Origin of the sequence: Archangium gephyra, from assembly GCF_042230915.1 — a bacterium.
GTDB classification, from domain to species: domain Bacteria; phylum Myxococcota; class Myxococcia; order Myxococcales; family Myxococcaceae; genus Archangium; species Archangium gephyra_B.
This window is the reverse complement of record NZ_CP102578.1, coordinates 10,540,004-10,557,220: the sequence shown is the minus strand read 5'-3', so window position 1 is coordinate 10,557,220 and position 17,217 is coordinate 10,540,004. Positions and strand designations below refer to the sequence as shown.

At 71.2% G+C, this 17,217-nt stretch carries 14 protein-coding genes, 4 tRNA genes and 1 riboswitch; of the genes, 15 read left to right on the top strand and 3 right to left on the bottom strand.

The genetic code is table 11. The features are described 5' to 3' along the window. The first annotated feature begins 46 nt into the window (after positions 1 to 46). The 8 genes from NR798_RS41480 (at position 47) to NR798_RS41445 (ending at position 4,345) form a co-directional block, all read left to right on the top strand. The gene (locus tag NR798_RS41480) at positions 47 to 1,615 is read left to right on the top strand and encodes an MXAN_6577-like cysteine-rich protein (protein WP_375768118.1); all 1,569 of its coding nucleotides are present in this window, start codon (positions 47 to 49) and stop codon (positions 1,613 to 1,615) included. A 7-nt stretch (positions 1,616 to 1,622) separates the two neighbouring features. Then, entirely contained in the window at positions 1,623 to 2,504 is an 882-nt protein-coding gene (locus NR798_RS41475) for an ABC transporter substrate-binding protein (RefSeq protein ID WP_375768117.1), read from the top strand. A 20-nt stretch (positions 2,505 to 2,524) separates the two neighbouring features. Continuing rightward, a complete protein-coding gene (locus NR798_RS41470; RefSeq protein ID WP_375768116.1) occupies positions 2,525 to 3,568 on the top strand; it encodes a FecCD family ABC transporter permease in 1,044 nt (347 codons plus the stop codon). An 84-nt stretch (positions 3,569 to 3,652) separates the two neighbouring features. Then, on the top strand, positions 3,653 to 3,805 hold the full coding sequence (locus NR798_RS41465) for a hypothetical protein (RefSeq protein WP_375768115.1): 153 nt from the start codon (positions 3,653 to 3,655) through the stop codon (positions 3,803 to 3,805). A gap of 98 nt (positions 3,806 to 3,903) precedes the next feature. Beyond that, positions 3,904 to 3,976 (top strand) — tRNA-Glu (locus NR798_RS41460). A 95-nt stretch (positions 3,977 to 4,071) separates the two neighbouring features. Beyond that, positions 4,072 to 4,145 (top strand) — tRNA-Gly (locus tag NR798_RS41455). A gap of 23 nt (positions 4,146 to 4,168) precedes the next feature. Beyond that, positions 4,169 to 4,243 (top strand) — tRNA-Leu (locus tag NR798_RS41450). 27 nt (positions 4,244 to 4,270) lie between these two features. Next, a tRNA-Leu gene (locus tag NR798_RS41445) sits at positions 4,271 to 4,345 on the top strand. 4 nt (positions 4,346 to 4,349) lie between these two features. Here NR798_RS41445 and NR798_RS41440 read toward each other — a convergent pair. Further along, positions 4,350 to 5,243: an ankyrin repeat domain-containing protein gene (locus NR798_RS41440; protein WP_375768114.1), complete on the bottom strand. Its 894-nt coding sequence runs from the start codon at positions 5,241 to 5,243 to the stop codon at positions 4,350 to 4,352. Between the two features lie 128 nt (positions 5,244 to 5,371). Next, positions 5,372 to 5,593: riboswitch (cobalamin riboswitch) on the top strand. A 140-nt stretch (positions 5,594 to 5,733) separates the two neighbouring features. Here NR798_RS41440 and NR798_RS41435 point away from each other — a divergent pair. The 6 genes from NR798_RS41435 to NR798_RS41410 all read left to right on the top strand — a co-directional run bounded on the left by NR798_RS41435 (position 5,734) and on the right by NR798_RS41410 (position 13,832). Continuing rightward, positions 5,734 to 7,026 carry a hypothetical protein gene (locus NR798_RS41435; protein WP_375768113.1) on the top strand — a complete coding sequence of 431 codons (1,293 nt, stop codon included), beginning with the start codon at positions 5,734 to 5,736 and terminating at the stop codon, positions 7,024 to 7,026. Next, complete coding sequence (locus NR798_RS41430; RefSeq protein ID WP_375768112.1) at positions 7,026 to 7,721, top strand: cell surface protein; 696 nt, start codon at positions 7,026 to 7,028, stop codon at positions 7,719 to 7,721. The genes NR798_RS41435 and NR798_RS41430 overlap by 1 nt, the downstream gene beginning before the upstream one ends. Positions 7,722 to 7,771: 50 nt before the next feature. Further along, the gene (locus NR798_RS41425) at positions 7,772 to 8,230 is read left to right on the top strand and encodes a ubiquinol-cytochrome c reductase iron-sulfur subunit (protein WP_375768111.1); all 459 of its coding nucleotides are present in this window, start codon (positions 7,772 to 7,774) and stop codon (positions 8,228 to 8,230) included. 95 nt (positions 8,231 to 8,325) lie between these two features. Beyond that, the gene (locus NR798_RS41420; protein ID WP_375768110.1) at positions 8,326 to 10,020 is read left to right on the top strand and encodes an adenylate/guanylate cyclase domain-containing protein; all 1,695 of its coding nucleotides are present in this window, start codon (positions 8,326 to 8,328) and stop codon (positions 10,018 to 10,020) included. A gap of 105 nt (positions 10,021 to 10,125) precedes the next feature. After that, the gene (locus NR798_RS41415; protein WP_375768109.1) at positions 10,126 to 13,044 is read left to right on the top strand and encodes a serine/threonine-protein kinase; all 2,919 of its coding nucleotides are present in this window, start codon (positions 10,126 to 10,128) and stop codon (positions 13,042 to 13,044) included. A gap of 47 nt (positions 13,045 to 13,091) precedes the next feature. After that, a complete protein-coding gene (locus tag NR798_RS41410) occupies positions 13,092 to 13,832 on the top strand; it encodes an ABC transporter ATP-binding protein (RefSeq protein WP_375768108.1) in 741 nt (246 codons plus the stop codon). 6 nt (positions 13,833 to 13,838) lie between these two features. Here the strand turns inward: NR798_RS41410 and NR798_RS41405 are convergent, their stop codons facing one another. Continuing rightward, positions 13,839 to 14,213, bottom strand: coding sequence for a hypothetical protein (locus tag NR798_RS41405; protein ID WP_375768107.1), 375 nt, complete (start codon positions 14,211 to 14,213; stop codon positions 13,839 to 13,841). A 218-nt stretch (positions 14,214 to 14,431) separates the two neighbouring features. On the opposite strand from NR798_RS41405, the gene NR798_RS41400 reads away from it, so the two are divergent. Continuing rightward, the gene (locus tag NR798_RS41400) at positions 14,432 to 16,483 is read left to right on the top strand and encodes a chloride channel protein (protein WP_375768106.1); all 2,052 of its coding nucleotides are present in this window, start codon (positions 14,432 to 14,434) and stop codon (positions 16,481 to 16,483) included. Positions 16,484 to 16,944: 461 nt separating this feature from the next. On the opposite strand, the gene NR798_RS41395 is transcribed toward NR798_RS41400, so the two are convergent. After that, a complete protein-coding gene (locus tag NR798_RS41395) occupies positions 16,945 to 17,085 on the bottom strand; it encodes a hypothetical protein (RefSeq protein ID WP_375768105.1) in 141 nt (46 codons plus the stop codon). Positions 17,086 to 17,217 lie beyond the last annotated feature (132 nt).

Here is a 17,217-nt window from a genome sequence, read left to right as displayed (position 1 = left end):
TGACCCTCACCCCAGCCCTCTCCCAAGGGGAGAGGGGGCATCCACGGTGTTGCTGTTGGTGACGCTGTCCCTGCTGCTGGCGGGGTGCCCGGACGAGCGCCCTCTCTGCTCCGAGGGACAGACCCAGTGCGGCGACACGTGCGTGGATCTCTCCAGCACCTCGTCCCACTGTGGGGCCTGCGGCACGGCCTGCTCCGCCACGGAGGTGTGTGTCGAGGGCGGTTGTCAGTGCCGCTCGGGCTCCACGCTGTGCGGAGGCGAGTGTGTCGTCACCGTGTCGGACCCCGCTCACTGCGGCGGTTGCGCGGGCGAGGGGGGCATGGCCTGCGCCGCGGACCAGGTGTGCGAGCAGGGGCAGTGCAAGGCGGCGTGTACCCTCGCGTCCTCCGAGCGCTGTGACCGCTCGTGCGTGGACCTGGACACGGATGCCTTCCACTGCGGCGCGTGCGGCACCGTGTGCGCGGACTCGCGGAGCTGCCGGGGGGGCAGCTGCACCTATGACCTCATCGCCGCGTGCTTCAACACCGGGCAGGTGGTGGGCCTCCAGGCGGGACCGGACGTGAAGGGGCCCTCGGTGGCGGTGGGGACCAGTCCCCAGACCGTCGCGCGCATGCAGGACGTCGTGCTGGTATTGGATGCGTCCATGCGGCTGCTCCAGGCCCGGCTCTCCGACTATGGCGAGCTGCCCGCCCGCAACACCACCGGCCTGGTTCCCAACCACCTCCTCGTCCAGGACCCCTACGTCTTCGTCCTCAACTCCACGAGCAACACGCTGCAGGTGCTCCGGCGCGACGAGGAGCCCGCGGGGGGCTCGGGCCCGCGCTTCCCCGATGGCATCACCCTCACCGACGTGGGCAGCGTGAACTTCGGTGCGAACACCAACCCGTATGGCTTCACGCTGGACGGCTCGGATGTGTACGTCACGCTGCTGGGCAACCTGCAGACGGATGCGTCCGCGGGCGGCAAGGTGGTCCGGGTCTCGGTGGCGGACCCCACCGCGCCTACGGTCACGGACACCTTCTCGCTGCCCACGGGCGAGGCCCTGAAGCCCTTCCCGGGCCACACCACCGAGCCCACGCCCGCGGGCATCGCCACGCTCCAGGGCCGGGTGTTCGCCGCGCTCGGCAACCTGGACCCCCGGGACTTCTCCGTCGGAGGCCCCGGGTTGCTGGCCCGCATCGACCCCGCCTCCCGCGCGGTGGAGCTGCTCGAGCTCGGCACGGGCTGCCTCAACCCGTTCTGGGTCGTCCCCGTGGGCGAGCGGCTGCTCGTGAGCTGCGGCGGCGCGGCGACCTACGACCGCAACTTCAACCTCATCGACGTGCAGGGCACGGGGCTGGTGCTGCTCGGCACGGACGGCCGCGTGGTGGCCTCGCTCGCGCTGCGGTGCGCGGAGGGGACCTCGTGCCCGCTGCCTTCCGCCGGCCGGTTCTCCGTGGTGGGCAACCGCGCCTACGTGGGCGACAACAACGCGGGCCGCATCTTCGTCATCGAGGTGGTGGGCGACTCGCTCGTGGAGCGGCGCGGGCTGGGGCCCGGGGCCGAGCCTCCCATCCTCGCCTGTCCGCGCAGCCGTGGGCCTTCCCTCGTCGGTGATGTCGTCGCGATTCCCTGAGCCTCCCATGAAGACCCGCCTCGCTCCGTTCGTCCTGCTCGCCGCGCTGTGCCTCGTCACCGCCGCGCACGCGGCTCCTCCCCAGGGAGGCCCGCGCTTCCTGGGCCCCAAGCCCCCCGAGAAAGTGAAGCGCGTGGTGACACTCGTCCCGTCGCTCACGGAGACGGTGATCGCCCTGGGCGCGGGAAGTACGCTCGTGGGCGTCTCCCGCTTCGACGAGGCGAAGGAGGTGGCCGGCCTGCCCCGGGTGGGAGGCTTCATCGACCCGTCCGTCGAGAGGGTGGTGGCGCTCAAACCGGACCTCGTGCTCGTCCAGCCGGGGCCCGGCAACCAGCGGCCCGTGGAGAAGATGGCGGAGATCGGCGTGCCCGTGCTGTTGCTGCCCCTGCACACCGTGGCCGATACCCTGGCGGCCCTGCGCGCTGTCGGAGGGGCGCTCGGGAAGGAGAAGGAGGCCGACGCGATCATCCAGCGGATCGAGTCCACCCGGGCTCGCATCCGTGAGACCGCCAAGGCACTGAAGCCGCCCCGCGTGCTGTTCGCCTATGGCTTCGAGCCGCTGGTCGTCGCCGGGCCCGGCTCCTTCGCGGACGAGCTGCTGCGCGACGCGGGAGCCATCAACGTGGCGGCGGACGCGGGCTCGGCGTACTCCGTGTATTCCGTTGAGCGGGCGGTGCGTGCGCGGCCGGACGTGGTGGTGGATGCCGCGATGGTGGACGTGGGCAAGGACAAGATCGCCGCGCTCCCGGGGCTCTCGCAGGCCCGGTGGGTGGAGATGCCATCGATGGCGTTGCTGCAGCCGGGACCTTCTCTGGGGCGGGGACTGGAGGACCTGTTCTGGCTGTTGCACCCCTCCGCGAAGCCCGATGCGGGTACTGTGCGCCCGTGATGCGTGAGAGAGGGAAAGGGGTGAAGGGTTTCACTCCGGCCCGGGCGTTCGGGCTCGGCGGGGCGTTCCTCATCTTGCTGCTCGGCGCTTTCCTCCTGGCCATCCTCTTTGGCGATCAGCCCATCCCCTTTTCCGCTCTCTTCGGCGACCCCAACTCCATCGACACCGCCATCTTCTGGTCCCTCCGCTTGCCGCGTGCCCTGTTGGCGGCGGTTGTTGGCGCGGGGCTCGCCGCCTCCGGAGCCACGTTGCAGGGCGTGCTGCGCAACCCGTTGGCGGACCCCTTCGTCCTCGGCGTCTCCGGTGGCGCGGCGCTCGGGGCCACCATCGCCCTGGCTCTGGGCTTCGCCACCGTGGGCGAGGTGGCTTCGGGCCTCGGGGTCGGGCTCGAGCGCCTCTCCGCACCGGCCCTGTTCGCCTTCCTCGGTGCCGTCGCGGCCATGCTCTTCGTGCTCGCCGCCAGCCGGGGGCACGGAGGCCGCGCGCCCTATGCCGCGCTCCTCACGGGCGTCGTCTTCAACGCCTTCGCCTCCGCCGTCATTACCCTCGTCAAGACGCTCTCCGACCCGAACCGGTTGGGGGAACTCCTCTACTGGCTCGCCGGTACCCTCGGCTACGAGAGCACAGGTACGCTCCTCCTGTCCGCGCTCCTCCAGGCCGTGGCCATCGGTGTGATGATGGCCCTCTCTGGGCGGCTCAACCTGCTCACGCTGGGGGATGAGGACGCGGCATCGCTCGGGGTGTCCGTGGCCCGGACGCGGCGGTGGTTGCTCCTCGCCGCGAGCGCCAGCGTGTCGGGGGCCGTGGTGCTCTCGGGGCTCATCGGCTTCGTGGGCCTCATCGTGCCCCACCTGCTGCGGCTGGCCTTCGGGCCGGACCAGCGGCTGCTCGTGCCGCTCTCGGCGCTCGGGGGCGCGGCGTTCCTCCTGCTCTCGGACCTGGTGGCGCGGTTGGCCATCCCGCTGTTCGGGGGCGAGCCTCCCGTGGGCGCTGTCACGGCGCTGCTCGGTGGGCCGTTGTTCCTGGCGCTCCTGTACCGGCGCGGGCGGCTCACGGTGGCCTGAGGGGCAGGCGGGCCCCGCCGTGTCTCGCGCGTTGTCAGGAACGGATTTCCGCCGCGTCTTTTCTCGATGAAAGGAGCGGTGACCATGACGACGGTGACGACGCAGAGCCCGATGAACCTCAAGTCCCTGAACGACACTGATACTGGCATCGACGCGCTCTCGCGTCCCGGTCTGGATACCGCTCTGGATCTCCTGTCCGGCCTCGAGCTGGAGGGCGGTCTACCGCCCGGACTCTGATGCTTCCGCGCCTTCGTCCCCAAGACGAGGCACGGGACTCAGAGGCCGGGCTCCAAGAAAGGGACCCGGCCTCTTGCTTTTCCGGGTCCTGATCTCCTGCCCCGTTCGTCTATCGGCACAGGACGCCGCACTCTCTATGCGGAAAGACGGGTTCGATTCCCGTACGGGGTACTCCCAGCAGCACAAGCTCTTGGATGCGATTGGATCGCAGCACGGCCGTCTACCGTGTGAACAGGGTTCGATTCCCTGCAGGAGCGCTCGCAAATGCGGCCGTGGCCGAGAGGCACGAGGCCCCTGAGCGCCACTCAGGTGTACGCGGGTTCGAATCCCGCCGGCCGCTCTTCGCAGTCCAGCAGTCCCATCGCCGGAGTAGCCCAACTCGGTAGAGGCGCCAGATCGAGAGTCTGGAGGTTGCGGGTTCGACTCCCGCTTCCGGCACTCGCAGTCCCAGCAGTGGAAGCACATGCCGCGGTAGCCCAACCTGGTAGAGGCGCTGCGTTCAGAACGCAGAGGTTGCGGGTTCGACTCCCGCCCGCGGTACTCGTCATCGCGCGATGAGCGCCGCCACGGCCTGATGGCCCGCGTGCTCGGCCCAGCCCTGGGGCGTGCCATGGAACGACGTGTCGCGCACCGTGCGGTCCGCGCCGCGCTCGAGGAGGAGCGACGCGACTTCCGCGTGCCCGCGCAGCGCGGCCCAGTGGAGCGGCGTCGCGGTGTGATCGAACGGCGGCCGTGCGTGCACGCTGGTACCGCGGTCCAGGAGCCACGCCGCCGCGTCCCGGTGGCCACCCATGCTGGCGAAGATCAGCGCGAGGCCCAGGATGTCGGCCCGTGAGGCGGGGCGGTCACGCACCTGGCTGTAGTGCACCAGGGCATGCGCGTCCGGCGCGAGCGTCCCATCGTCACGCACGAACCGCTCCATCAAATCGATGCGGCCGAGCCCCGCGGCGCTCACGAGGTCGTACCGCGCGCCGCGCTCGACGAGGAAGCGTGCCGCCTCGGCTTCGCCGTAGTAGAGCGCACCCACGAGCGGCCCGCCGTTGCGGAAGTCGATCTCGGCACCGTGTGCGAGCAGCAGCTCGAGCAGTGGCCGCTGGTGGCCGGCACGGCGGGCGGCGTCACTGGTGGCCACCAGGCCGAGCGTGCTCCACCCGATGTCGTCGGGCTGCGCGGGCCCTGGCCGCGTGGAAGCGTCGGTCTCGGCACCGTGCTCGAGGATGAGCCGGGCGAGCTCCATCGTCGCCCCTGGCAGTGGCCGGATGAGCGGATTGCCGGCAACGTGGTGCAGCAACGTCGCCTCGTGGAAGTAGCCGCAGTAGGGGCCCTTGGCCGACGTCATGCGCGCATGCGGCAGCGAGGAATTGGCGTGCAGCAATCGCTCGAGGGCCGCGGCATCGCCCGCGTAGAATACGTCCAGCGCCGCTTCGAGAGCCTCCATGCGCGAAGTCTAGTCCGGCCACTTGGGACCGCCCGCGCTCCGCGTTGTTCCTGTCTTCCATGCTCCATACGACGCGCACTGCTGGTGCGAAACGGACGGAGCATTTGACAAAGCTTCCCCGCCGCCATATCCCGCGCCCCGTCTTCGGTTCCTCCACCTGTTGGTGGGGACTCGAGGGAACCCGGTGCGAGTCCGGGACTGCCCCGCAGCGGTGAACGGGAACGAAAACCGTCAGGATGCACTGGTCCTCTCCCGAGGACTGGGAAGCGACGGCCAGTAGGGAAGGTGGCCTCCCCGTGAGGCCACGGTGCCCGTAAGTCCGAAAACCTGCCGAGGACCCGTGCCGGTGGCACGGACAACACCGAGGTCTCCGAGGGGAGGCAGCGGGTGCGCCGCCGTGTGCGTCCTCTGTCAGGCCGTGCCCGATTCGCATCCCGCTCCCACTCCTCTCGAAGGCATTCCGCCCGAGGGGGCGAGGAGCAGGACGCGAATGAAGACGGGAATGATGGGTTCGGGGCGGTTCGGCCGCTTCGTGGTGGCGCTGGGTGCCCTGTCGCTGGGGCTGCTGGTCACGGGCTGCGGGGAGGAGTGCGTCGATCGGATCGACTGCGTGAACAAGCAGGGCGCTCCCCCCGAGGGCAAGCAGTACGCGTGCGTGGACAGCCACTGCGAGGTGCGGGACGTCGACATGGGCCCCGACGCGGGGACGGATGCCGGGACGGACGCGGGCACCGACACGGGCCCCGACGCGGGGACGGATGCCGGCACCGACGCGGGCGTCGCGTGCACGGACCTACCGCATGACGAGAAGCTCGGCACGTTGCAGCTCCAGACGGGCTTCGCCGCCGCCGAGTCCGTGACGCTCCCCGAGGGCATCGGCGCGGTGTCCGCCGTGCAGAGCGGCAGCGACTTCAAGCTGTACGGCCTGAATGGCACCGACGACAGCCTCTACGCGCTCGGCACCTGGCCGGCCATCGCCGCCAGCACGACGCCCCTCCAGCCCATCGTTCCCGAGGCGGACCAGGGCGCGTTCCCGAGCGGGTATCTCACCAACGATGGCACCCGGCTGCTGACCGGCTACGCCAAGGCGGAGACCGGATTCCCCGGGAAGGTTCTCGTCTACGACACGGCGACCCCGGCCGACTCCACCTACGTCTCCGCCGCGGGCAACTTCACCGCCGATGCCGTGCCTGGAGCCTTCCTCATCAACGGCGTGGGCATCCAGGGTGTGGCCGAGGGAGGCAACGCCATCTATGCCCTGAAGACCGACGCCAAGCCCCTCCAGGGGACGAAGCTGGCGACCTTCCCGGTCGCGGGCGCCTCCAGTGGCTTCACGGCGGTGACGAGCGACAACATCGCCGTGCTCGGGTATTCCGTTCCCGACCCGGAGGCCACCGGCCCCTTCTCGCCCTACATCAATCGTCTGACCGCCGTGGCTCCCTCGGTGTACACGTCGGCGCTCTCGAGTGGGACGCCCTTCGCGCTCACCAACCCCAACGCGATCGAGATCTACTCGAATACCGACCTCCAGGGAGTCGCGAGGTTCGGCCAGGGGGTGGCGCTGCACCGCGGTACCTTCACGGCCACGAAGGAGGTCTCGCGCATGGAGCTGACGCTGGGCGGCATCACCCCCAGCACCGTGACCGCGGGTGACCTCACGCCCGTGCTCACCACCAGCAACACCTGCACCCACGTGGTGGGCATGACTCCCATGGGGGCGGACCTGCTCGTCAGCGTGAAGGACAAGAACGGCCGCCGGCTCGTCCGTCTCCAGCAGCGCTGATGCCCATGAAGACGCACGGCACCCTGGCGCGCTGGAGCGCCTGTCTCGTCACGTCCCTGCTCGCCGCGGGCTGCGGAGGTCCCTCCGAGGAGGACAAGGAGGACCCCAAGGCCCCGGTGGTCTGCGCGAGCGAGAACAACCCCTTCGCCGACAAGGTGGCCTCCTTCCACCCCGGCGACTCCGCTGGCTTCGGCCAGGACGGCTACCCCACCATCGTGCTCGGACCGCCCCGCGGCGGCGGCTCCAGCATGGGCTCGCTGGACGTGCTCTCGCTCGGCGAGCGGGGGGAGATCGTCCTCGAGCTCACCGACATCGGCGTGGTGGACGGGCCCGGCGTGGACCTGCTCGTCTTCGAGAACGCCTTCAGCAACTACGCGGAGACGGCCTTCGTCGCGGTGAGCGAGGACGGCCAGACGTGGCGCGAGTTCCCCTGCGACCCCGCGGATGGAACCCACGGCTACCCCGGCTGCGCGGGCGTGAAGCCCGTGTTCTCCACACCGGAGAATGGCCTCAGCCCCACGGATCCCTCCGTGGCGGGGGGGGACGGCTTCGACCTGTCCACTCTCGGTGTGGCTCGGGCGCGCTTCATCCGCATCCGGGACAGCGGGCAGAACGGCTACGGCTTCACCTCCGGCGGTTTCGACCTGGACGCCGTCGCGGTGGTGAACGGCTCTCCCCTCTGCGAGTGGAAGTGATGCACGCGCCCCGGCCTCCAGAGACGCAGCGGGAGCTGGACCGGCGTGCCGTGCTCGGCTCGCTGCTGCACGGCACCTGTGCCCTCGCCGCGCTCTGTGCCGGCTGCGGTCCCGAGTGGCGGGAATCCACCGTGCTCCCGTTCTCCGATGCCGAGGCCTGCGGCGTCACCCCCGGCCGTCCCGAGGAGGGCTGGGTGGAGGTGAAGCTCACCGAGTACCCGGCGCTGCGGGCACCGGGGGGCTCGGCCGTGGTCCGCGTCCCGGAGGCCCTGCTCGACGTGGTGGTGATTCACACCGCGTCGGGCTGCTTCTCCGCCGTCTGGCACATCTGCACGCACGGCGACTGCCACGTCGCCCACGTGCCCGGGCAGGCGCTCCTGGAGTGTCCCTGCCACGGCTCGCGCTTCGACGAGGATGGCCGGGTGTTGCTCGGTCCCGCCACCCGCCCTTTACAGCGCTTCATGGTGGCGCGGGTGGACGACTCGGTGTGGATCCACCGGCCTCGCTGAAGGGGGGGCTACGTCCCGAGCGGATTTGACTCCGCGTGTCAATGTGACTGCTCCATGCGAATGGAGCGGCCGGGTCGTGTAATCTCCCCCGCGCGATGTGGCAGATCATCATCAACGGCCCGGGTTACTTCGATACTGCCTACGAGCTTCCCGAGGGCGTCACGCACCTCGGCCGCGCGGATGAGAACGACATCGTTCTCGGTGGCGATCTCGTCTCGCGCCGGCACGCGCGCCTCGTGGCCGAGGGGGACAAGCTGCGCCTCGAGGACCTCGGCAGCCGCAACGGCAGCCGCGTCAACGGCGCGCCCCTGCAGGGCACCATCGCCCTGCAACCCGGCGACACCATCTCCCTGGGCGAGAACACCCTCTCGGTGCGCCAGCCCAACCAGGTGGAGAACGCCGCCACCGAGATGGTGGACCTGGGCGCCGGAGGCGTGCGCCGCTTCGGCCACGGCGAGGACGTGGGGCCCTCCGTCATCCTCGCCAAGAACATCAAGAACGTGGACCTGCTGCGGGCGCTCGACAACTTCTCCAGCCCCTTCGACAGCGTCCCCGCCACCGCCGCCCCCATCGCGCCGGTGGGCGCCCAGGCTCCCCGCGGCGCCTACGAGACGCTCGTCCTCCTCTTCCACACCGCGGAGGCGCTCGCCACCGCCACCACCCTCACGGCCTTCCTCGAGGCCACCATGGACCGGGTGCTCGAGCGCATCGACGCCACCACCGCCGTGGTGCTGCTGCGCCATCCCACCGGTGTCATGGTTCCCGCCGCCGTGCGCCACCGCGGCAAGCTCGCCAAGGGTGAGGTGCCCGTCTCCGATGGCATCATCGAGCAGGCCCTGAGCCAGGGCCGCGCGCTCCTGGTGGGCGACGTGCGCGATGACCGCCGCTTCGCCGGCCGCGAGAGCGTCATCCTCTATGGTGTGGACCGGGTGCTCTGCATCCCCATCGGGCTCGAGGCCCCCTTCGCCGGTGTCCTCTACGTCAACACCTCCGCGAAGAACGAGACCGAGCTGGAGATCATGCTCGACACCTGCACCGCCGTGGCGCACCTGGTGGCCACGGGCGTGCAGAAGTTCTCCGCCAGCTCGTCCTCCGGGCCCGCTGCCTCTCCCCTGCGTCAGCACCTGGAGCGCTTCCACGGGCACGAGGTGGCCGAGCGGCGCGCGGCCGAGGCCCAGCGCACCGGCGGCAAGCTGCCCGGGCTGGAGGAGCGCAACGTCACCATCGTCCACGCCGAGCTCGTCGGCTTCGGCGCGCTGAGCACGAAGCTCGGCGCCGAGCGCGCCACCGCGCTGCTCAACGACTTCCACTCCCACCTGGGCGGGCTCGTCTTCAGCTTCGAGGGCACCCTGGAGGCCTTCTTCGGCGAGTCGCTGCGCGCCCTCTTCGGCGCTCCCTCCTCCAAGCCGGACGACGCCGTCCGCGCCGTGCGTGCCGCGCTCGCCCTGCGCGCCGACTGGGATCGCACCATGGCCCGCCGCCCCCTGGAGGAGCGGTGCGAGGTGCGCATCGGCATCAACACCGCCCGCGTCCTCGCCGGCCTGGTGGGCCCTGAGTCCCGGCCCTCCTTCTCCGCCGTAGGCGAGGGCGTCAACGTGGCCTCGTGGCTCGCCGCCACCGCCATGCCCGGCCAGGTGCTCATCACCGGCAAGACGCTCGCGGTGATCGGCGCCCGCTTCGACGTCGTCCCCCTCGGCGAGCGCCTCATCCGCGCCCCTCGCGACAAGGTCGCCGCCTTCGAGGTCATGGACGAGGACATCCCCCAGCTCACCAATCCCGGTGTGCGCTGAAGTGGGATGATGTAGTGGAAAAGGGAGGGCGGAGGCTCGCGCTCGGACCCGGAACAATGCGAGCATGGGTGCCCCCCTTGCGAGCATGAACGCCCAGCGTCCGGCATGAACCCGTCGTCCTCGAACGCTCGACTGCGTCCGTTCCGGCCCGTGCCGTTCGGCCGCTACACGCTGCTGTCCCAGCTGGCCACCGGCGGCATGGGAGAGATCTTCCTCGCACGGCTGGAGGGCGCACAAGGCTTCGAGAAGCTGTGCGTCATCAAGAAGATATTGCCGCAGCTGGCGGCGGACCCGGAGTTCGTCGAGCGCTTCGTGGGAGAGGCGCGCACGCTGGTGAAGCTGTCGCACGGCTCCATCGCGCAGGTGCTGGACATGGGGCTGCACGAGGGCGATGCGTACATGGCCCTCGAGTACGTGGACGGCAAGGACCTGCGCAAGGTGGCGGCGCGGGCGCGAGACAGGCAGAAGCCGCTGCCGCTCACCTTCGTGCTGTTCGTGATGGGCCGGGTGCTGGACGCGCTCGCCTACGCGCACCGCAAGAAGGGTGATGACGAGGGCGAGCTCCACCTCGTGCACCGGGACATCTCGCCGCAGAACATCCTCATCTCCTACGAGGGGGAGGTGAAGGTCATCGACTTCGGCCTGGCCAAGAGCCGGCTGAGCGCGGCGAAGACGAACCCGAGCATCATCCTCGGCAAGTTCCTCTACATGTCGCCGGAGCAGGCCCGGCACCAGCCGGTGGACCGCCGCAGCGATCTGTACGCGGTGGGCCTGTGCCTGTACGAGCTCATCTCCGGGAGGAATCCCTTCGACTCGGTGTCCCCGGGCGAGCTGATGTCCGCGGTGGCCCAGCCCCACGTGCAGCCTCTGGGAGAGCTGGTTCCAGCCACGCCGCCCGCGGTGGCGCAGCTGGTGATGAAGGCGCTGGCGGTGGACCCGGCCCAGCGCTTCCAGACGGCGGAGGAGCTGCGCGGCAGACTGAATGCGTGCCTGCTGGAGTTGGACCCCGCCTCGGGCCCGGAGAGCGTCAGCCGGTACATGAGCGAGCTGTTCGGCCCGGAGTACCAGGGCGAGCGGCGGCTGCTCGCGAGCCTCCGGGAGGTGGGACGTCTGCCCGAGCCGGAGTCCGGGGGGCCCGGCTCGCTGGAGGGCGCCGCGCCGAGGCTCTCGCAGGAGCCGTCGTCGAAGTCGGGCCGGCCGGAGGGCTCCTTCGAGGCGCTCTCCTTCAAGCCCACGCCGCGCACGCGCGAGGGGGGCCCCGTGCGCGATGACGGCGAGACGCGGCCGGCCGTGCCCGCCTCGGCGATGGATGAGCCCACCCGGCCCGCCGTCGCCGTGGAGGCCATCGAGGAGTCCCGGAAGGAGCGGCTGTCGCCACCGGGAGGCTCGCCCACGGTGGACATCTCGGGGCTCACGGCCCCCGTCGCGCCCAGGGGTCCCGCTCCCGCTGCCGCGCGGGCTCCCGCTGCTTCGCCGATGCTGCCCCCGGAGCCGGGCTCCGTCCCCATGCTCCGGGCGTCCATGCCGTCCGGTGCGATGGCTCCCGCCGCGCCACGTGCTCCGCTCACACCGGCCGGGCCGGCATTCGGGTCGTCGTCGGCCCCGACGCGCGAGTTGCAGGTGTCCTCCGAGCAGGGCTCCCCGCCCGCGGTGACCCTGTTGGAGCATGCGCTCCCGCCGGAAGAGCCCGGGCCGGTGCGCATCGAGGACACGCCGGTCTGGTCGGAGCCGCTCCGCTCGGACGAGGACCTGAGCGCCATCGAGCAGTCGGGGGAGTCCCGCCCGGCGCCTCCGCTGCCCTACGAAACGAGCGGGTCCGAGCAGGGGACGTGGGAGTCCCAGCCCGGGTGGGAGGCCGCCGAGCCGGGCGCGGGCTCCGAGGACGACGAGGGGCTGTTGCCCCCGATGGTCCAGGGCTCCCTCGAGGAAGACGTGGACGTGGGCCTGGCGGACACGAACCCGCGCATCCAGTTGCCGCGTCATGACGACACCCAGCCGCGCGTGGTCCTGCAGGATGTGTATCGCCAGGACACCCAGCCGCGCGTGGTGCTCGACGAGGCGATGTCCCGCGACGTGGATGAGGAGGTGTCCCAGGGCGGCAAGACGAGGCGGCCCCGCCGCCGCGTGACGTCGACGGGCACTCCCGTGGTGTCCCCGCGCCCGACGGCCTCCACTCCGAGGGCGGCGGCCCTCAGCGCCCGGAGCAACGAGGAGCGCGAGGCCGCGAACCACCGGCGTGACGAGGCGCCGCGGGTTCAGCAGGAGATCACCCGCCGCACGGCCGTCCCGAAACGGCCGCTCCCGTGGAAGTGGCTCGCCGTGGCGCTCGCACTGCTGCTGGTGGGCGGTGGCGTGGGCGCCGCTGCCTTTCTCATGCCTCACGAACCCGAGGAGCCGGTGGAGCCTCCGCCCGCGCGTCCTCTCTTCCAGGGGAAGAAGGCGGCCCAGACGCCGCCCGCTCTGGCTCCCGCGGCCGGGGAGTCTTCCGTCGCGGCCGGGTCCACGCAGACGGCTTCCGCGGACACGCAGAGTCCCGGCACGGCGGAGCCCGCGCCCGCCCCCGCCGCTACGGAGACGGCCGCTGCTCCAGCGGAGGCGCTCGCCGCGGCTCCCGAGGCGGCTCCGGCCGCTGCTCCCACGGCTCCCGAGGCCGCGCTGGCCGCGGCTCCGGCCGGGGACACGGGGACTCCCGAAGGCGAAATGTCCCCGGATCAGCAGGCCCTGCTCGCCCCGCTCGCGGCTCCGTCCAGCGCCACGGCGTCCGCTCCGGTCAAGCGTCAGGTGCAGCGCAAGCGCACGTCCTCGCGCAACCAGTCGCTGCTGCAGAAGGAGTGGGCGCGCACGCGCGGGGCCTACAAGGCACTCACCCGGACCTACGGGTGCGAGAACCTCGACTTCCTGTGCAGCCGCTACGAGAACCTCGAGGCCGAGGTGGTGGGCATGGGGGACGCCGAGAGCGCCGAGCTGCTCGGCAAGGTGCGGGCGCTGCAGCGGGACATCCAGAAGAGGAAGAAGGGCTCCTGAATCTCCTCGAGCTCCAGGGACTGAGCGCCGGTTATGGGCCGGCCCCCGTGCTGCACGGCGTGGACTGTGGGGTGCGGGCTGGAGAGCTGTGGGCGGTGCTCGGCCCCAACGGCACCGGCAAGAGCACGCTGCTGAAGAGTGTGCTCGGGGCCATGCCGTGGACGCGCGGCCGCATCCGCCTGCTGGAGCGCGAGCGGGGGGAGTGGGAGGCGCGGGCGCTCGCGCGCAACGTGGCGTGGGTGCCGCAGAGCTTCGAGCCCGCGGAGGGCTTCAGCGGGCTGGAGCTGGTGTTGATGGGGCGCAGTCCGCACCTGGGCCTGTGGGGCCTCACCTCGGCGAGCGACGAGGCGGTGGCGCGCGAGGTGTTGGAGGAGCTCGGGGTGGCGTACCTGGCGGAGCGCTCCTGCGAGGCCATGTCGGGAGGCGAGCGCCGGATGCTGCTGCTGGCACGCGGGCTGGTGCAGCAACCGAAGCTGTTGCTGCTGGACGAGCCCACGGCCTTCCTGGACGTGGCCCACCAGGTGGGCGCGCTGGAGCGGGTGCGCGCGCGGGTGGACGGGGGCCTGGGCGCGGTGGCGGTGCTCCACGACGTCAACCTCGCGGCGGCCTTCGCCACACACGTGCTGCTGCTGCGCGATGGGCGCGTGCTGGCCCAGGGGCCCACGCCGGAGGTGCTCCATCGCGAGCGGCTCGAGGCCCTCTATGGCGTGCCCATGGAGATGGCGAGCGCGCCCTCGGGAGCGCGCCTGTTCGCCCCTCGCGCGCGGTGGACGGCCGAGGGGCGTTAGGGGCCGCTACCGCGGATGCAGCTGCTCCTGGGCCAGCCTCCGGGCGTTATCCGGGCCTCCGCCCACGCCCAGGGGGGCGGGCCTGCGCTCACGGGGCAGCGGCTGCGGCGTGCTGAGCTTGTAGGGGCCGTCGGTCTCCGCGGCGGAGCTGTCCGGGCGCTTCTTCCAGGGCTCGGGCATGGCGACTCCCTGGTCGCCGCCACCGCCGGTTCCTCCCGAGTCGTGCTCGGCCTCCGACGCGGCGGGGCTCTTGTACTTCTGGTTGATGGGCTCGTAGGGCTTGCTCACCTGCTGGGCATTCTCTTCCTGACGCGAGACGCAACCCGTGGCGAGCGCCCCACCCAACCCCAGAACCATCGTCCATCCCAACCAGCGCTTCATCGTCTCTCTCCTGACGGAAATGCGGGTCCTGCCGTCCCTTGAAGGTAGGGATGGAGCGGGGAGCGACCACAGCGCACGGGAGCGCCCGCCTGGCCGGCCGGTGGATCCTCCCAGCCCTGGACAGTGTCGGCTGGAGGAAGGCCCCGCGCGGAGCAGGTGTCCGGGGCGGGTGGGCATGCGACGCTCGGGGCTTTGACTCAAAGGCGGGCGTCGCGGAGATGGACTCTTCTTCCCAGTCGGGCAGGACGGTGCGCGGCAGGCTGGAGCGCCAGGTGCTGAAGCTGTTGGCGGCCACCAACCGCCTCCGGTTGCCAGGGCCCTCGGTGCTGCCGGTGGCGGGCGCGGTGGTGGGGCTCTACAGCGGGCTGGCCGCGGGCCTCTTCGCCAACCTCATCGCGCTCGTCAGCGGAGTGGCCCTGGGCTTCCCCCGGGTGTTGAACGCGCTGCTGCCGGAGTCCGGCACGGGGGATGAGCTGGCCCGGGCCTTCTCCGGCGCGAGCTGGCACTTCGAGTACCTCATCGTGGGCGTCCCCCTGGGGATGGGGGCGCTGGTGCTCGCGCGCCTCATCCTGCCCGGGGGCCCTCGGGACGAGGTGCGGCGGCGATTGAAGGTGCTGGGGCTGTTGGTGCTGGGGGCGCTGTCGCTCTACTACCCGCTGGTGGCGCTGGCGGCGGTGAACTCGGTGGTGGGCCATCTGGGGGGCGGGGCGCGGAGCTTCCTCCACGTGCCGCCCTGGCTGCTGCCGCTGCTGCCCATGGTGGGCGGGCTGGTGGTGGGGCACGTGCTGCGCAACCGGCCCGAGACGCACGGCCACGGCGTGCCCGAGGTGGTCAAGGCGGTGGAGCGCGAGGGCTGGCTCTCTGGGCGGGACGGAGTGCTGAAGCTGGTGGCGAGCGCCATCACCATCGGCACGGGCGGCTCGGCGGGGCGCGAGGGGCCCATCGTCTTCGGAGGCGCGGCGTTCGGCTCGGCGGTGGGGCGCACGCTGGGCTTCACGCGGCGCGAGCTGGCCATCCTCCTGGCGAGCGGCGCGGGCGCGGGCATCGCCGCCTCCTTCAACGCCCCCATCGCGGGCGCCATCTTCGCGATGGAGATCATCCTGCGCGAGTTCCAGCTGCGCGTCTTCTCTCCCATCATCCTCGCGAGCGTCACCGCCACCATGGTGGGCCGGGGCGTCATGGGCGAGGCCGCGATGATCCGGCGCGTGGCCTACAGCATGGTGAGTGGCTGGGAGATCGTCTTCTACGCGGCGCTGGGGCTGGTGACGGGGCTGCTGGCGTACGTCTTCATCCGGCTGCTGCACGGGGTGGAGGAGTTCTTCCACGGGAAGAAGCCGGGGCGGCTGAGCGCCCTCCTGGGACGGCAGCCGCTGCCGCTGAGGGCGGCACTGGGCGGGCTGCTGGTGGGGTGCCTGGCGCTGGTGCACCCGGCGGTGTGGGGCACGGGGCACGAGTCCATCAACGAGGCGGCGGTGCGGGCGCTGCCGCTGGCGCTGCTGGCCTCGGGCTTCGTGCTGAAGCTGGTGGCCACGGCGCTCACGCTGGGCTCGGGAGGGTCGGGAGGGACGTTCTTCCCCATGACGGTGATGGGAGCGCTGGCGGGAGGGGCCTTCGGAGAGGTGCTGCACGCGGCGATGCCGGGGATTACGGCGCCGAGCGGGGCCTACGCGATGGTGGGCATGGGCGGGGCGGTGGCGGCGCTGACGCGGGGGCCGCTCACGGGGCTGATGATGGTGTACGAGCTGAGCGGCAACTACGCGATCATCCTGCCGCTGATGGTGACGTGCACGCTGGCCTCGGCGCTGTGCCACACGCTGGTGGAGCGGAAGGCGGGAGTGGACCCGCACACGCTGCGGCGCACGCCGGTGCGGGGGCTGGTGGTGTGGATGGAGCCGGTGGGGCCGGAGCTGCCGGCCTCGGCGTTGCGCGAGCGGCTGCTCACCGCTCCGGTGGCGGCGTTGCCGGTGCGGGGCGCGGAAGGGCAACTGGTGGGCGTGGTGACGGCGAGCACGCTGGGCGAGCGCTGGCGGCAGGTGGGGGAGGAGTCCACGGTGGCGGCGCTGGCGGACCTGGCGCCCGCGGTGTCCGAGGACACGCCGCTGGGCGAGGCGCTCGCGGCGATGGACATCCAGTTGGTGGATGCGCTGCCGGTGCAGGGAGACGGGCAGGTGGGGGTGGTGACGCGCGTGGGGCTCGAGCGTTTCCTGCGGAGGGAGCAGCGCAAGCTCGGGAAGGAGCCCGCCGTCTCCGCGACGGAGATTCCACGGTAGGGGTGGAGCGAAGGGCTATGCTGCCGGCGCGTGGGACGGAGACCTCCTTGACGGGCAGGACACATGCGCTGGCGACGGGTGTTCGCATTCACTGTGTGGATGGCGATGGCGACGGGGTGCCCGGAGACCTGGAGGGAAGGGGGCACCATCGACCGGGCGATGGCCAAGGACCTCGCGGAGGAACTGCACCGGCACGACTGCCCCTTGAGCAAGGAGGAGTGGAGAGAGAGATGTGACGTTCCTTCTGAGCAGTGGAAGGATTTGGATTGCCCCCATGCGTGTCAGTTCTAGGATTGACCCTTGATGCGTTGGCGCATCCCCCTTGCTGTTGTGCTGGGTCTCCTCCTGCTCCTGCCGCTGGCCTGGGCCATCCATACGGCCATGCTGGGAGGATTGCGTCCGGCGCCAGAAGCGAAGGTCGTCCCGATGCTCTCGCCCGGAGAGCGCCAGAGTCTGATGACCTACGAGCGCCCCTGCGCGGGCCGCGAGGACTGCGAACCACCGCTGGCGTGCTTCTTCAATGCACGGTCGATGTGGAGATACTGCACCGACAGCCGGTGCATGACGGACCAGCACTGCTCGGAAGACATGGTGTGCCGCACGGTGAAGACATCGAGAGAGGGGCCTCAGATCCGCCAGTGCACGCTCGTGGGGGGGCGCAAGGAGGGAGAACCCTGCTCGGACATGTCGTCTTCACGTGAAGCGGCGTGCGAACGCGGCCTCCTGTGCCAGGG

Coding starts and splice junctions, on each gene's coding strand:
- NR798_RS41475 (WP_375768117.1), top strand. CDS start 1,623: ATGAAGACCCGCCTCGCTCCGTTCGTCCTGCTCGCCGCGCTGTGCCTC.
- NR798_RS41465 (WP_375768115.1), top strand. CDS start 3,653: ATGACGACGGTGACGACGCAGAGCCCGATGAACCTCAAGTCCCTGAAC.
- NR798_RS41440 (WP_375768114.1), bottom strand. CDS start 5,243: ATGGAGGCTCTCGAAGCGGCGCTGGACGTATTCTACGCGGGCGATGCC.
- NR798_RS41435 (WP_375768113.1), top strand. CDS start 5,734: ATGAAGACGGGAATGATGGGTTCGGGGCGGTTCGGCCGCTTCGTGGTG.
- NR798_RS41430 (WP_375768112.1), top strand. CDS start 7,026: ATGCCCATGAAGACGCACGGCACCCTGGCGCGCTGGAGCGCCTGTCTC.
- NR798_RS41420 (WP_375768110.1), top strand. CDS start 8,326: ATGTGGCAGATCATCATCAACGGCCCGGGTTACTTCGATACTGCCTAC.
- NR798_RS41415 (WP_375768109.1), top strand. CDS start 10,126: ATGAACCCGTCGTCCTCGAACGCTCGACTGCGTCCGTTCCGGCCCGTG.
- NR798_RS41405 (WP_375768107.1), bottom strand. CDS start 14,213: ATGAAGCGCTGGTTGGGATGGACGATGGTTCTGGGGTTGGGTGGGGCG.
- NR798_RS41400 (WP_375768106.1), top strand. CDS start 14,432: ATGGACTCTTCTTCCCAGTCGGGCAGGACGGTGCGCGGCAGGCTGGAG.